General features: G+C 60.0%; 14 protein-coding genes. 9 read left to right on the top strand and 5 right to left on the bottom strand.

Annotated elements, in window-relative coordinates; all coding sequences use genetic code 11:
* Positions 1–17: 17 nt before the first annotated feature.
* The gene (locus DSL70_RS10550) at positions 18–971 is read right to left on the bottom strand and encodes an asparaginase (RefSeq protein ID WP_119307921.1); all 954 of its coding nucleotides are present in this window, start codon (positions 969–971) and stop codon (positions 18–20) included.
* A 217-nt stretch (positions 972–1,188) separates the two neighbouring features.
* On the opposite strand from DSL70_RS10550, the gene DSL70_RS10545 reads away from it, so the two are divergent.
* From DSL70_RS10545 to paaZ, 9 genes are all read left to right on the top strand, one after another.
* On the top strand, positions 1,189–1,809 hold the full coding sequence (locus DSL70_RS10545) for a LysE family translocator (RefSeq protein ID WP_205563216.1): 621 nt from the start codon (positions 1,189–1,191) through the stop codon (positions 1,807–1,809).
* 375 nt (positions 1,810–2,184) lie between these two features.
* Positions 2,185–3,390 carry a 3-oxoadipyl-CoA thiolase gene (gene pcaF, locus DSL70_RS10540; protein WP_119307837.1) on the top strand — a complete coding sequence of 402 codons (1,206 nt, stop codon included), beginning with the start codon at positions 2,185–2,187 and terminating at the stop codon, positions 3,388–3,390.
* A gap of 14 nt (positions 3,391–3,404) precedes the next feature.
* Positions 3,405–4,403 carry a 1,2-phenylacetyl-CoA epoxidase subunit PaaA gene (paaA, locus tag DSL70_RS10535; RefSeq protein WP_119307836.1) on the top strand — a complete coding sequence of 333 codons (999 nt, stop codon included), beginning with the start codon at positions 3,405–3,407 and terminating at the stop codon, positions 4,401–4,403.
* A 24-nt stretch (positions 4,404–4,427) separates the two neighbouring features.
* Entirely contained in the window at positions 4,428–4,715 is a 288-nt protein-coding gene (gene paaB, locus DSL70_RS10530) for a 1,2-phenylacetyl-CoA epoxidase subunit PaaB (protein ID WP_119307835.1), read from the top strand.
* 113 nt (positions 4,716–4,828) lie between these two features.
* On the top strand, positions 4,829–5,551 hold the full coding sequence (gene paaC, locus DSL70_RS10525) for a 1,2-phenylacetyl-CoA epoxidase subunit PaaC (protein ID WP_245418178.1): 723 nt from the start codon (positions 4,829–4,831) through the stop codon (positions 5,549–5,551).
* A gap of 4 nt (positions 5,552–5,555) precedes the next feature.
* On the top strand, positions 5,556–6,095 hold the full coding sequence (gene paaD, locus DSL70_RS10520; RefSeq protein ID WP_119307833.1) for a 1,2-phenylacetyl-CoA epoxidase subunit PaaD: 540 nt from the start codon (positions 5,556–5,558) through the stop codon (positions 6,093–6,095).
* 21 nt (positions 6,096–6,116) lie between these two features.
* On the top strand, positions 6,117–7,193 hold the full coding sequence (paaE, locus tag DSL70_RS10515; RefSeq protein WP_119307832.1) for a 1,2-phenylacetyl-CoA epoxidase subunit PaaE: 1,077 nt from the start codon (positions 6,117–6,119) through the stop codon (positions 7,191–7,193).
* Positions 7,186–7,947 (top strand): Phenylacetic acid catabolic protein, encoded by a 762-nt coding sequence (locus tag DSL70_RS10510; protein WP_205563229.1) that lies wholly within the window; start codon positions 7,186–7,188, stop codon positions 7,945–7,947. Before paaE ends, DSL70_RS10510 begins: the two co-directional genes overlap by 8 nt.
* A gap of 26 nt (positions 7,948–7,973) precedes the next feature.
* Complete coding sequence (paaZ, locus tag DSL70_RS10505; RefSeq protein WP_119307920.1) at positions 7,974–10,052, top strand: phenylacetic acid degradation bifunctional protein PaaZ; 2,079 nt, start codon at positions 7,974–7,976, stop codon at positions 10,050–10,052.
* Between the two features lie 89 nt (positions 10,053–10,141).
* On the opposite strand, the gene DSL70_RS10500 is transcribed toward paaZ, so the two are convergent.
* The 4 genes from DSL70_RS10500 to paaG all read right to left on the bottom strand — a co-directional run bounded on the left by DSL70_RS10500 (position 10,142) and on the right by paaG (position 13,427).
* Positions 10,142–10,741, bottom strand: coding sequence for a TetR/AcrR family transcriptional regulator (locus DSL70_RS10500; protein WP_119307830.1), 600 nt, complete (start codon positions 10,739–10,741; stop codon positions 10,142–10,144).
* Between the two features lie 92 nt (positions 10,742–10,833).
* Entirely contained in the window at positions 10,834–12,144 is a 1,311-nt protein-coding gene (paaK, locus tag DSL70_RS10495) for a phenylacetate--CoA ligase PaaK (protein WP_119307829.1), read from the bottom strand.
* 16 nt (positions 12,145–12,160) lie between these two features.
* Positions 12,161–12,631 carry a hydroxyphenylacetyl-CoA thioesterase PaaI gene (paaI, locus tag DSL70_RS10490; protein ID WP_205563214.1) on the bottom strand — a complete coding sequence of 157 codons (471 nt, stop codon included), beginning with the start codon at positions 12,629–12,631 and terminating at the stop codon, positions 12,161–12,163.
* Between the two features lies 1 nt (position 12,632).
* Positions 12,633–13,427 carry a 2-(1,2-epoxy-1,2-dihydrophenyl)acetyl-CoA isomerase PaaG gene (gene paaG / locus DSL70_RS10485; protein ID WP_119307828.1) on the bottom strand — a complete coding sequence of 265 codons (795 nt, stop codon included), beginning with the start codon at positions 13,425–13,427 and terminating at the stop codon, positions 12,633–12,635.
* Positions 13,428–13,525 lie beyond the last annotated feature (98 nt).

Genomic DNA, 13,525 nt, shown 5'->3' with positions numbered 1-13,525 from the left:
GAGGCGAGGGGTTCCTCTTAACTGGCCGTGTGCATCTCACCGGCCAACGGCGTCTGCAGCATCTGGCGTTGACGGTCGAAATTGGCCTCCTGCGAGAGGATGAACACCAGCTTGGCATAGGCGGCTTCAAGGGTGATGTCGCGCCCGTCGATGACGTTGTATTTCTTGAGTACGGCACCGGCGGCGTAGGTACCGAGCGCCAGCCCGCCTTCCGGGCACTGACTGACGGCAAATACCGGACAGCCCCTTTGCCATGCGGTTGCCAGCGCCTGTTCCAATCCCTCGCTATGGGGCACGGTGCCGGAGCCATAGCAGCGCAGGACGATGCCGTCACAGGTTTCGGCAGCGTAGCGGGCGACATTGTCAGACATGCCAGGCGCAACGGCGAGAATAACGATATTCCAGGGCCGCGGCTGATGCAGGCGAAAGGCCGGGCCAGAGCGCAGCGGCGGATATTCTCCCGGATCGGCAGCAAAGGCATCAAACTGGCGGGAATGGGACTTGCGAACGCGCGAGCCATGCAGATGGCGGCCGGCAAACTGGACCCAGACACCGGCGGGGGCCTTCTGCACATGAGTGACCGAAGCGGCGAGATTTTCCGGGCCGTCCGAGCCTTCTACCCCGATCGGCAGCATCGCCCCGGTCAGGATGACGGGTTTGGCAAGACCCTCGAGGGCAAAGGTCAGGGCAGCCGCCGTGTAGGCGAGAGTATCGGTGCCATGGGCTACGATGAAACCGTCATAGGCTTCCATGTTTTCGGCAATTGTGATGGCGATACGGTGCCAGTCATGGGGTGTGGCGTTGGCGCTGTCGATCAGCGGATCAAGGCGCACGATGTCCATGGGCGGGAAGAGCCCTTCAGCCACTTGCTGGTTGACATGATCCTCGACCACGCCTTGCGCCGGGGAAAAGCCCTCGTCGCTCTCAACCATGCCGATGGTGCCGCCTGCGTGAATGAGAAGTATCGCCATGTCGACCCTTTCCGCGCCATAGCTGCCACAGCCGCTGCGCATCGTCCAAATCAGGAACCGTTGGCCGGGTTTATCGGCAACATCCGGTCCTGTCAAACGGGAATAGCCAGCAAAGGGAACTGGTGTCGTCGTTGGTTGTGTTGGCGGACTGCTGGACATCGGAATCGGTTGCAACTAGGATGTTTTCCCATTTCTGATTTATCTTCTGGATTTTCCAATGGATTTCATTGTCTGGCTGTCTTTCGTTGCCATCGCCACCACCAATATCGTCACGCCGGGTCCCGCCATTCTCAATACCATCCGAAGAGCCACCCAGTTGGGACTGAGAAAAACCATTCCCACCATTCTGGGCAATGCGCTCGGGCTGGCCGTTGCTGGCGGTTTCTGCGCCGGAGGGGTGGCGACATTCGTCATGGCGTCGGAACTGCTCTGGACCCTGTTCCATTGGTTGGGTGTCGGCTATCTGGTCTGGCTCGGGCTGAAGCTGATCTTCGTGCGGGAAGAGCTGGACCTGTCAGGCGAGGCGCGTCGAGGGGTGCTGGCAAGACAGCTTTTTATCGAGGCCTTCACCTTGGCGGTATCCAATCCCAAGGCGGTGCTGTTCTTCGTGGCGATTTTCCCGCAGGTGATGGATGCCAGTCGGCCAGTCCTGCCGCAGGCGGTCATTCTGGTTTCAACCTTCTGTGCCATCTCAATCGGATCCCTCTTCAGCTATTCGACACTGGCCTCGCTGTTGCGTGGACGCTTCCTGACCCAGCGCCGGTATCGCGTCTTCCGCACGGTCTCCGGAGTGCTCCTGCTTGGTTTCGCGGGCAGGCTGGCTAGGGAAGTCCGCTAGATATAACGCGATTCCGATGATTGACCGGTCGTTCAATCGAAGTCGCCTGGCCAAAGCCAAGCTGTCGCCTTCCAAAAGTCTGGTTTATCGCCTTTCAAGACGGCTGGCCCCGTCTTGCTATGGCTGGTCCGGGGGGTGGAAACTGCGTGGACCATAGCGGGAATGTGGATTTTCTACTGTGTTCTCGCCACTGGAAAATGTCAATTCATTCAACATGTTGAATTTTTCTTATACCAATGTTGGGTAAGCGGAGCGGCCTTCTCATCCGAAAGACTGCTTGAAAGCTGTTGCGCACAATGGTCTCCTTGCCTTAATGTAGAACGAACGGTCGGTTAATTAATGAGGCCGATGCGAGATCTCAGGGGGGAGGTTTGAATGTCGGAAGCTTTTGTTTGCGACGCAGTGCGGACGCCGATCGGGCGATATGGGGGCGCCTTGTCCGAGGTGCGAGCAGACGATCTGGCGGCAGTTCCATTGAAGGCGCTGCTGGAGCGCAATCCGCAAATGGACTGGGAGCGCGTTGATGACGTGATCCTCGGCTGCGCCAATCAGGCGGGCGAGGATAATCGCAATGTCGCCCGTATGGCCGTGCTGCTGGCTGGCTTGCCTGTCGAGGTTCCGGGAACGACGGTCAATCGGCTTTGCGGCTCCGGCATGGATGCCATCGGGCTGGCGGCCAGAACGATCCGCTCCGGTGATGGCGACATTCTGGTGGCAGGTGGTGTCGAGAGCATGAGCCGTGCACCGTTCGTGGTGGCCAAGGCAATCAGCCCTTTTTCCCGCAATGCCGAAATGTATGACACGACCATCGGCTGGCGTTTCAAGAATGCCGCATTGCACAAGGTTCATGGTACCCACAGCATGCCGGAAACGGCGGACAATGTGGCGGCCGACTATGGCATTTCGCGCGCGGATCAGGATCGGTTTGCCGCAGAAAGCCAGCGCCGCTGGGATGTTGCCCAGAAGGCCGGGATCTTTGCCGATGAAATTGTGCCGGTCACCATCCCTCGCCGCAAGGGAGATCCGATCATCATCGATACCGACGAGCATCCCCGGCCGGACACCAGCGTTGAAACGTTGGCAAAGCTGCGCGGTGTGAACGGACCCGAGCTGACGGTCACTGCGGGCAATGCCTCCGGTGTCAATGACGGCGCAGCGGGCGTGATTGTTGCTTCCGAGGCGGCGGCTAAGGCCAATGGATTGACGCCCAAGGCGCGCATTGTCGCCATGGCAGCAGCAGGGGTTCCCCCCCGGGTGATGGGGATCGGGCCGGTGCCTGCGACCCGGCGGGTTCTGGAGCGGGCCGGGCTGTCGCTTGATCAGATGGATGTTATCGAACTCAACGAAGCCTTCGCGGCGCAGTCCCTCGCCGTATTGCGCGAACTCGGTTTGCCCGAGGACGGGGCTCACATCAATGCCAATGGCGGCGCGATCGCCATGGGTCATCCGCTGGGGATGTCGGGCGCGCGGCTTGTGCTGCACGCCACCTACCAGCTCCACCGCACGGGTGGGCGTTATGCGCTTTGCACCATGTGCGTCGGGGTTGGGCAGGGCATCGCTATCATTCTGGAACGCGTCTGAAGAGGAGGTCGGACATGTATGCTCAGATGGTGAAGTCGGAAGGAATGAAGTCTCGGGACGAGATGTCGCCTGAAGAACTGGCTTTTCAGGACCGGATCGACCGGGGCGAAAAGATCGAACCCAAGGAATGGATGCCGGAAGGCTATCGCAAGACGCTGATCCGCCAGATCGGACAGCATGCCCATTCCGAAATCGTCGGTCAGCTGCCGGAAGGCAACTGGATCACCCGCGCACCGACACTGGAACGCAAGGCGATCCTGCTGGCCAAGGTGCAGGACGAGGCCGGGCACGGGCTCTATCTCTATTCGGCGGCGGAAACGCTTGGTGTCAGCCGCGACGATCTGATGGAGAAGCTTCACTCGGGTGCCATGAAATATAGCTCGATCTTCAACTACCCCACCCTGAATTGGGCCGACATGGGAGCGGTGGGCTGGCTGGTTGACGGCGCTGCGATCATGAACCAGGTGCCGTTGCAGCGGACCTCCTACGGACCCTATAGCCGGGCGATGATCCGCATCTGCAAGGAAGAGAGTTTCCACCAGCGTCAGGGCTACGCGATCATGATGAAGATGGCCGCAGGCACTCCGGCGCAGAAGGAAATGGCGCAGGATGCGCTCAACCGCTTCTGGTATCCGTCACTGATGATGTTCGGTCCTTCCGATGCCGAGTCCGTTCATTCTGCCCAGTCCATGGCCTGGAAGATCAAGATCAACACCAACGATGAACTGAGACAGAAGTTTGTCGATCAGACCGTGCCGCAAGCCCATTATCTTGGGCTCTCCATTCCAGACGAAAACCTCAGGTGGAATGAAGAGAAGGGCGGTTACGACTTCAGCGAGCCGGACTGGTCGGAGTTCTTCGAGGTGATCAAGGGCAATGGCCCGTGCAACCGTGAACGTCTGGGTGCGCGCGTCAAGGCCTGGGACGATGGGGAATGGTTCCGGGAAGGGCTTTATGCGCACGCGGAAAAGGCCGCCCATCGCCGGATGGCGGCTACGACGGCAGCCGAGTAACCGGAAAATTTGGGGAGGAAAATCATGTCTAGAAAAGAATGGCCATTGTGGGAAGTCTTCATTCGCGGGCAGCACGGGCTGAACCATCGCCATGTGGGGAGCCTGCATGCGCCGGATGCCGAAATGGCGATCCACCATGCCCGTGACGTCTATACCCGTCGCAAGGAAGGCGTTTCGATCTGGGTGGTGAAGTCGAATGACATCACCGCATCAAGCCCGTCCGAGAAGGGGCCACTGTTCGATCCGGCCGAGACCAAGGCCTATCGTCACCCGACTTTCTTCGATATTCCCGATGAAGTGGGGCATATGTGATGAGCGCGGAAGGTATGAATAAAACGACCGAGCAAGATGTTTCGAACCCGGTTGAAGACGCCTTTGTTGCCGATGCAGCACTGGCGCCAGCCTTCTTTGCGTGGCTCTGCCGGATGGGAGACAATGCACTCATTCTGGGGCACAGGGTGTCGGAATGGTGCGGACATGCGCCCGCGCTGGAAGAAGACATCGCCATGGCCAATACGGCACTGGACCTCATCGGCCACACCCAGATGTGGCTGGGGCTCGCCGGTGAGGTGGAAGACAAGGGCAGGGACGCGGACGCATTGGCCTATTTGCGCGATGCGCTGCAATTCCGCAATCTTCTGCTATGCGAGCTGCCAAATGGGGACATGGGACTCACGCTGATGCGGCAGTTCCTGTTCGATGCCCGCCATCACCTGATGCTGGAATGGTTGACGCGATCGGCCAGTCCACGGGTGGCCGAAATTGCTGCCAAGGCCGTCAAGGAGGCCAGCTATCATCTGGAGCGCTCATCGGATCTGGTCGTCCGGCTTGGCGATGGAACGGAGGAAAGCCATCGGCGCATGCAGGCCGCTGTCGAACAGCTTTGGCCCTATGTGGACGAGATGTTCGTGACCGACGCTGTCGATGACGCCATGGCGGCCGCAGAGATTGCACCCAGACCTTGCGACTTGCGCAAGGAGTGGGATGAAACTGTCCGGTCGGTCTTTGCCGAGGCTACGCTTGATGTGCCGGGGGCTGTGGGCTTTGCCCAGACGGGAGGCAATCTGGGGCGGCATACCGAACATCTTGGCTATATTCTGGCCGAAATGCAGTTCCTGCAGAGGGCCTATCCGGGAGCCAGTTGGTAGAACCATGGCAGCAACCCTCAACACATCCGCGGTGCTGCCGGCTGTCGACGTCGTCTGGCGCTGGTTGGCCGAGGTGCCTGACCCGGAGATCCCCGTTGTCTCCATTACGGACCTGGGGATCGTCCGGTCGGTGCATTATGACGGTGACACGCTCGTTGTTGCCGTCACTCCGACCTACTCGGGTTGCCCGGCCACTGCGGTGATCGATCTCGCCATCGAGGAAAAGCTGCGCGCGAAGGGCACGGACAAGCTGAGGCTTGAACGGCGCCTGTCACCGCCATGGACCAGCGACTGGATCACCGCCGAGGCGCGCGAGAAGCTTCGCGCCTTTGGCATCGCGCCGCCGATTGACGGAACATCTGCCAGTGGCGTGATGGCTGCCCGTGCCCGCCGCATGACCGGCAAGGGCAATCTGGTGGTCGCATGCCCGCGCTGCGGATCTACCCATACCGAGCGGGTCAGCCAGTTTGGTTCGACCCCCTGCAAGGCCTCCTGGCGCTGCAAGGACTGTCTGGAGCCCTTTGACTATTTCAAATGCATCTGAGCCTTAGAGGAGAGGCTTGCCATGTCACGATTTACTCCGCTTGAAGTGACCGATGTGCGACGCGAGACCCGCGACGCTGTGGTCCTGACCCTGAAACCGGATCCGGCCGACGCCGAGGCCTTTGCCTTCACGCAAGGGCAATATCTGACTTTCCGCCGGATGTTTGGCGCAGAAGAGCTGCGCCGCTCCTATTCCATCTGCTCGGGCGTTGATGACGGCTGCCTCAAGGTGGGGATCAAGCGCGTCGAGGGTGGGGCTTTCTCGACCTGGGCCAATGAAGAGGTCAAGGTCGGCGACCATATCGATGCCATGCCTCCAATGGGCCGTTTCTTCACCCCCATCGATCCGGCTACTGCCAAGACCTATCTCGGCTTTGCCGCCGGGTCCGGCATCACGCCGGTGATCTCGATCATCAAGACGATTCTGGCCCGCGAGCCCCAGTCGACCTTCACGCTGGTCTATGCCAACCGGCAGATGCATTCCATCATGTTCCGCGAGGAACTCGAGGACCTGAAGAATATCTATCTTGGCCGCTTGTCGGTGATCCATATCCTCAAGAGCGAAGGACAGGAGATCGACCTCTTCACGGGACGGATCGATGACCATAAGCTCGATGCGTTGTTCGATCTCTGGATCGATGCAGAGAGTGTGGATGCGGCCTTCATCTGCGGTCCGGAAGCGCTGATGCTGACCATAGCCGACAATCTGCGCAAGCATGGTATTGCCGACGAGCAGATCAAGTTCGAGCTGTTTGCCTCCTCCCAGCCCGGCAGGGCGGTGAAACCGGCGGTTTCCAGAGAGACCTCCGTTACCGGCAACAGCTGTGCGGTATCCGTGACGCTTGATGGTGCCACCCGCAGTTTCACCATGCCCAAGGACGGCAATTCGATCCTTGATGCCGCCGTGGCCAATGATATGGACGCGCCTTATTCCTGCAAGGCCGGGGTCTGTTCGACCTGTCGTGCCCGCGTTCTGGAAGGGGAGGTCGAGATGGCCGTCAACCATGCACTCGAGGACTACGAGGTGCGGGCGGGCTATGTGCTCTCGTGCCAGTGTGTTCCCGTATCCGACAAGGTGGTGCTGAGCTATGATGAATGACGCTGACACCATGTCCATCGAGGACTATCTGGCCGGGGGTGGCAAACTGTCCTCGCCGGACAATGTGCCGCCACGCTATCGCGCCGAACTGTTGCGGCTGATGTCTTCCTTTGTGGATAGCGAGCTGGCCGGATCGGCCGGGTTTGCCGATGCCATCAACTGGGCTCCAGGAATTTCCCAGCGCATCGCCGCCAGCCGGATTGTGCTGGAAAAGGCAGCCAGTGCCGAGAAGGTGCTCGACCTCATGGAAGACTTCGGTACCGACAAGGCGCTCTATAACCGGGCGCATGATTGGGCCACCCGTCAGCCGAGGGACGCAAAAGTCGACCCGCGCCGTCAGGGCGGAGACATGCGTCTGTCCGTCTTTCACGCGCCGCTGATCAGCTGGACGGATGCCTGCGTGATGAACCTCTTGATGGGGCTTGCAACGGGTATCCAACTGAGGGAACTGGCTCAGGTTTCCTATATCCCGCTCGCCGATGTGATCCGGGACATCATCCCCGTCGAGGCGCGGCACAAGGAACTGGGGCGTGTCGGGCTCGTCGAAATCTGCGCAACCGAAGAGGGACGCTCAGAGGCCGCAGCATCCGTGGACTACTGGTTCCCGAGGGTTGCCGATAGCTTTGGTGCGGTCGGGTCCGGGCGTTTTGAGCGGCTGGCCCGCATGGGGCTTCGTCATCGCTCCAACAAGGATCAGCTTGAAGAATGGACCCAAGCTGCCCAAGCGCAGCTTGCTGCTCTCAAAATCCGCTAAACCGAAGTGAAATGGAAGGAAAGCGCATGAAGGACGTGACCCTGTCACCACGCCGTCTGGAAAGTTATGTTGCCGGCGCCTGGCGTACAGGTGAAGGTGAGGGAGAGCCTGTGGCCAATGCGGCGACGGGAGCAGTCCATGCCCTGATCGGCACCGAGGGACTTGATCTTGGGGGCGCTCTTGAATGGGGCCGCGCTGTTGGTGGACCAGCCCTCAGGGCCATGACGATCCATCAACGGGCGCTGATGCTCAAGGCTCTGGGGCTGAAGCTGATGGACCTCAAGGAAGAGTTCTACGAGGAAAGCTTTGCCACAGGGGCCACTCGAGCGGATTCCTGGCCCGACATCGAAGGTGGGATCGGCACGATGCTGACGTTCGCTTCCAAGGCCCGGCGGGAGTTTCCCAATGCCCGCGTGCTGACCGAAGGCCCGGTTGAAGTGTTGTCGCGGGATGCAAGCTTTATGGGCCAGCACATTCTCTCACCGATGGAAGGGGTGGCCATTCATATCAATGCCTATAACTTCCCGGTCTGGGGGATGCTGGAGAAAATCGCGCCGTCGCTGATTGCCGGCATGCCGTGTCTCGTCAAGCCAGCGACCCAGACAGCTTATCTTACGGAACTGGTTGTGCGGCGCATGCTGGAGACCGGCCTTCTTCCCGATGGGGCGTTGCAGATCGTCACCGGCGATCCAAGGGATCTGCTGGATCATGTGACCGAGCAGGATGTTGTGACCTTCACCGGTTCGGCGACGACAGGGCAGAGGCTCAAGGCGAAGTCGTCCATCATTGCCAATTCCGTTCGCTTCACCATGGAAGCCGACAGTCTCAATGCGTCGGTACTGGGGGGAGATGCCGGTCCGGGCACGCCAGAGTTCGATCTGTTCGTGCGCGAGGTTGCCCGCGAGATGACGGCCAAGGCAGGGCAGAAATGCACTGCGATCCGCCGCATCCTGGTGCCCCGTGTGCATGAAGCGGCAGTGGTCGATGCGCTCAAGGCGCGGCTTGGGCAGGTGCCGATCGGCCTGCCTTCCGATCCATCCGTGCGTATGGGGGCACTCGTCTCGCTGAGGGACCGTGAAACTGTCCGTGTCCGCGTCCGCGAACTGATGACCGAAGCGGAGATCGTTGCCGGTGATCCCGACAGCTGCGCACTCGTCTCCGGCGACGATGTGGCGGGTGCCTTCATGGCGCCGGTGCTGTTGCGCTGTGCCGACCCTCTGTCGTCTGAAGCGGTACACGGGGTCGAGGCTTTTGGACCGGTGGCGACACTGATGCCGTATGACGCCCCCGAGGAAGCCATTGCACTGGCTCGTAAGGGGCGGGGCTCGCTGGTCTCGTCGGTCTTTACCGATGACGCTGGTCTTGCTGCCAAAATGGCGACCGGATTGGCGTCCTTCCATGGTCGCGTGATGATCGGTAACCGCGCGTCGGCCAAAAGCTCCACGGGGCATGGCTCACCGTTGGCTCCGCTTGTCCATGGCGGCCCTGGTCGCGCGGGCGGTGGCGAGGAGATGGGCGGCATGCGCGGGGTCAAGCATTTCATGCAGCGGTCTGCCATTCAGGGGCCGCCGTCGATGCTGTCGGCGGTCACCGGTCAATGGGTGGAAGGCGCACCTGCGCAACAGGATATCCATCCTTTCCGCAAGTCGCTGGCTGACCTTCGCATCGGTGATCAGATCGTCACGGCCAGACGAGACGTGACTGAGGCCGATGTCGAGCATTTTGCCCATTTCACTGGTGACACCTTCTATGCCCACATGGACAGCGACGCGGCGAAAGCCAATCCCTTCTTTGAAGATCGCGTGGCGCACGGCTATCTCATCGCCTCCTTTGCCGCCGGGTTGTTCGTTGATCCGGAACCGGGGCCGGTGCTGGCGAACTATGGCGTCGACAATCTGCGTTTCATGATGCCTGTCTATTTTGGCGACAGCCTCGGAGTCCGTCTGACCTGCAAGGAGATCAACCCGCGGGAGAATGCCGACCATGGGGAAGTCCGCTGGGATTGTCAGGTGACCAACCAGCGAGACGAGGTGGTTGCGCAATATGACGTGCTGACCATGGTGGCAAAGATCTGGCCAATGACAATGTCGGAAGCTGCCGAATAATTGACGGTGCCCTGTCGGGATCGGCCTTGATGTCGATCCCGGTTTTGGGGCTAATCATATCAGGTAGGGCACTGGGTCATGCCGAAGGCCTAGCGAACGGCCTTGATCCCTTCCAGGATCAGAACTGTTGCCAGATGGGCATAGTCTTCGCGGGAGATCGGGCCCTCTTCCTTGAACCACATGTAGACCCAGTTCATCATGCCAAACAGGGACATGGTGACCGGCATCAGCAGCGGCCGATCCGGATCATCGAGCGTGGGGTGGATCAGGCGCAAGATGTTCGAGAAGCGCTTGACGATACGGCGCTCGACCTTGACGATTTCGGCTCTCTGGTCTTCCGATAGAGCCTGACTGGCATTGAGCTGCACCTTGTGCTGATCATCGGCACCGCGATAGGCCTCGATGACCGTGTTGACCAGTCGCTCCAGCCTTTCTTCCGGTTTCAATGTTGCATCGTCAGCCTCGATCAGGGCGTGATCGAGGTCTTCCAGATGGGAATGCACGATCTCGAAGATCAGGGCGTCCTTGGAGGGATAATAGTGATAGAGCAGGGATTTCGACACGCCAGCCGCAGACGCGATCTGGGACATGGAGGCTTTCTCCATGCCCTGCGTCGCAAAGACCCGCGCCGCATCAAGCAGCAAACCATGTTGTTTTTCTTCGAAATCGTTTGCGCGTGTTCGGGCCATGGACAGAATTCTCCATAATGCTGAAGACGAAAGTAGGGGGCTCCATATGCCCCCTATACACCAGTTTTGGTATATTTGACCATACGGTCGGTCTAATTTTTTGGCCGATTGTCGACAACGCGTTTGGCTTTGCCCTCTGACCGCGCCAGTTCCTGAGGGTCCCGGACATCGATGCGCGTCGTGACGCCGACCACGGACTTGATGTGGTGGGACAGTTCAACGGCGGATGCCTTGCGAGCGTCTTCCGACACATGATCGGTTGCCGCTTCGACATGAATGACCATGGTGTCCTTGTGGTCCTTGCGCGACAGCTCGATCTGGAAATGCGGCGTCAGGCCCTTGCACTTGAGGATCTGCTCTTCGATCTGGGTCGGGAAGACATTGACACCACGCAGGATGATCATGTCGTCTGAGCGGCCGGTGATCTTTTCGATGCGACGCATGGAGCGGGCAGTGCCGGGCAACAGGCGCGTCAGGTCACGGGTGCGATAGCGTACCATCGGCAGGCCTTCCTTGGTGAGCGTGGTAAAGACCAGTTCGCCCATTTCGCCATCCGGCAGCACTTCGCCGGTCGCCGGATCAATGATTTCGGGGTAGAAGTGATCTTCCCAGATGTGCAGGCCGTCCTTGGTTTCCACGCATTCGTTGGCAACGCCGGGGCCCATGACTTCGGACAGGCCATAGATATCCACTGCATGCATGTCGAACGCTTGTTCGATTTCGTTGCGCATGCTGTTGGTCCATGGTTCGGCCCCGAAAATGCCGACCTTGAGGGAGCTTTGCCTTGGGTCGAGACCCTGACGGCGGAACTCGTCGAGAATCGACAGCATGTAGGATGGCGTAACCATGATGATCGTGGGCTTGAAGTCCTGAATCAGGGTGACCTGACGTTCGGTCATGCCGCCGGAAATCGGCACCACGGTGCAGCCCAGCCGTTCTGCTCCGTAATGGGCTCCAAGGCCACCGGTGAACAGGCCATAGCCATAGGCCACGTGGACGATATCACCGGGGCGTCCGCCCGAGGCGCGGATCGAACGGGCAACAAGATCGGCCCAGACGTCGATATCCTTGCGGGTGTAGCCGACAACCGTTGGCTTTCCCGTCGTGCCCGACGAACCATGGATGCGCACCAGTTTTTCCCGCGGCACGGCAAACATGCCAAACGGGTAGGTGTCACGCAGGTCCGTCTTCTGGGTGAAGGGGAATTTCGACAGGTCGGCCAGCGTCTTGAGGTCCGAGGGGTGAACCCCGTGCTCGTCGAAGCGCTTGCGGTAGAAAGGTGAATTCTCATAGGCGTGGGTCAGCGAGCGACGCATGCGGTGATATTGCAGGGCTGCGATTTCATCGCGGGATGCGATTTCAATCGGGTCCAGAATGCTCTTGATTGGTGTCAGATCGTTCATTGTTTCCTCCCCGAGATCAGACGCCATCGCCCTGAGGCGACAGAAGTGTTCCTTTGACAGTGCGGGAATGGCCACGGAATTCCGCAATGACCTTCCCGTCCTCGCGCGTCACCTGCACGTCGTAAAGGCCGGATCGGCCGGAGCGGGATCGCTCGCGGGCGGTGGCCGTCAGATGGTCGCCGAGGGTGCCCGGAGCCAGAAAGGTGATGGCACAGTTCTGGGCTACGGTGATTTGGTTGTAGGTGTTGCAGGCAAAGGCGAAAGCGCTGTCTGCAAGCGTGAAGAGATAACCGCCGTGGGCGTTGCCGTGGCCGTTGGTCATGGATCTGGTGACGGTCATCGACAGCACGGCCACACCGGGAGCGACATGCTCCAGCTTCATGCCAAGGTCCTGAGAGGCCGAATCGCCCTCCCACATGGCCCTGGCACAGGCTTCCGCCAGTTCTTGCGGGGTCATCGCGTGATGCTGATCCTGATACTGGTCCATTTCAGCACCCTCTGAAGTTGGCTGGACGCTTTTCAAGGAAGGCTATGACCCCTTCGGCGTAATCATCCGTCTGTCCGGCTTGCCGTTGGCAGTCCCGTTCCATGTCGAGATGGGCTTCGAAGCTGTTGGCCGAAGCTGACTGGATGAGGCGCTTGGTCAGGCCAAGGCCCACTGTCGGGCCAGCCGCAAGGCGGGCAGCGATGGCGGTTGCTTCCGGCATCAGGGCCTCGTCATCCACAGCCTTCCAGATCAGGCCCCAGTCGGCTGCCTGTTCCGCGAGCAGAGGCTCGGCGAGCATGGCGAGTGCCTTGGCCCTTGGTTCGCCCAGAATACGGGTCAGCGACCAACTGCCTCCGGCGTCGGGAATGAGGCCGATTTTCGAGAAGGCCTGTATGAATTTGGCCGATCTGGCGGCCAGCACGATGTCGCAGGCAAAGGCAATGTTGGCACCGGCACCGGCGGCAACGCCATTGACGGCGCAGATGACCGGCTTTTCGAGCGAGCGGATCAGGCGAAGTGTCGGATTGTAAAAGTGTTCCAGTGTCGCGCCGAGGTCGGGTTTCTCACCACCCTTGCGCGGATCGCGATCGCCCAGATCCTGCCCGGCGCAAAAGCCGCGACCGGCGCCTGTAAGCAACAGCGCACGGACCGACTCTTCGCTGTGGGCGCGTTCGATTTGTGCCCGCAAGGCCAGATGCATGTCCTCGTTAAATGAATTCAGTTTGTCGGGTCTGTTCAGCGTCAGCGTAAGCACGCCGTCTCGCAGATCCGACAGAACGGTCTCGGATTTCTCCATGTTTCCTCCCCCAAGGCCCACTTTTGTAGAGCCAACGAAAGACTTGTTGCATAAACCGTCCGGACGGTCAATTATACGCTTGAATAAATCGTCCGGAC

The organism is Cohaesibacter haloalkalitolerans (genome assembly GCF_003574655.1).
Classification (GTDB): domain Bacteria; phylum Pseudomonadota; class Alphaproteobacteria; order Rhizobiales; family Cohaesibacteraceae; genus Cohaesibacter; species Cohaesibacter haloalkalitolerans.
This window is presented reverse-complemented; position numbering and strand designations above follow the sequence as displayed.

Bases quoted from the DNA above. Each gene is read 5' to 3' on its own strand.
- pcaF (WP_119307837.1), top strand. From the start codon at position 2,185: ATGTCGGAAGCTTTTGTTTGCGACGCAGTGCGGACGCCGATCGGGCGA.
- paaZ (WP_119307920.1), top strand. From the start codon at position 7,974: ATGAAGGACGTGACCCTGTCACCACGCCGTCTGGAAAGTTATGTTGCC.
- DSL70_RS10545 (WP_205563216.1), top strand. From the start codon at position 1,189: ATGGATTTCATTGTCTGGCTGTCTTTCGTTGCCATCGCCACCACCAAT.
- paaG (WP_119307828.1), bottom strand. From the start codon at position 13,427: ATGGAGAAATCCGAGACCGTTCTGTCGGATCTGCGAGACGGCGTGCTT.
- paaA (WP_119307836.1), top strand. From the start codon at position 3,405: ATGTATGCTCAGATGGTGAAGTCGGAAGGAATGAAGTCTCGGGACGAG.
- paaE (WP_119307832.1), top strand. From the start codon at position 6,117: ATGTCACGATTTACTCCGCTTGAAGTGACCGATGTGCGACGCGAGACC.
- paaB (WP_119307835.1), top strand. From the start codon at position 4,428: ATGTCTAGAAAAGAATGGCCATTGTGGGAAGTCTTCATTCGCGGGCAG.
- paaC (WP_245418178.1), top strand. From the start codon at position 4,829: ATGGGAGACAATGCACTCATTCTGGGGCACAGGGTGTCGGAATGGTGC.
- DSL70_RS10500 (WP_119307830.1), bottom strand. From the start codon at position 10,741: ATGGCCCGAACACGCGCAAACGATTTCGAAGAAAAACAACATGGTTTG.
- DSL70_RS10510 (WP_205563229.1), top strand. From the start codon at position 7,186: ATGAATGACGCTGACACCATGTCCATCGAGGACTATCTGGCCGGGGGT.
- paaI (WP_205563214.1), bottom strand. From the start codon at position 12,631: ATGGACCAGTATCAGGATCAGCATCACGCGATGACCCCGCAAGAACTG.
- DSL70_RS10550 (WP_119307921.1), bottom strand. From the start codon at position 971: ATGGCGATACTTCTCATTCACGCAGGCGGCACCATCGGCATGGTTGAG.
- paaK (WP_119307829.1), bottom strand. From the start codon at position 12,144: ATGAACGATCTGACACCAATCAAGAGCATTCTGGACCCGATTGAAATC.
- paaD (WP_119307833.1), top strand. From the start codon at position 5,556: ATGGCAGCAACCCTCAACACATCCGCGGTGCTGCCGGCTGTCGACGTC.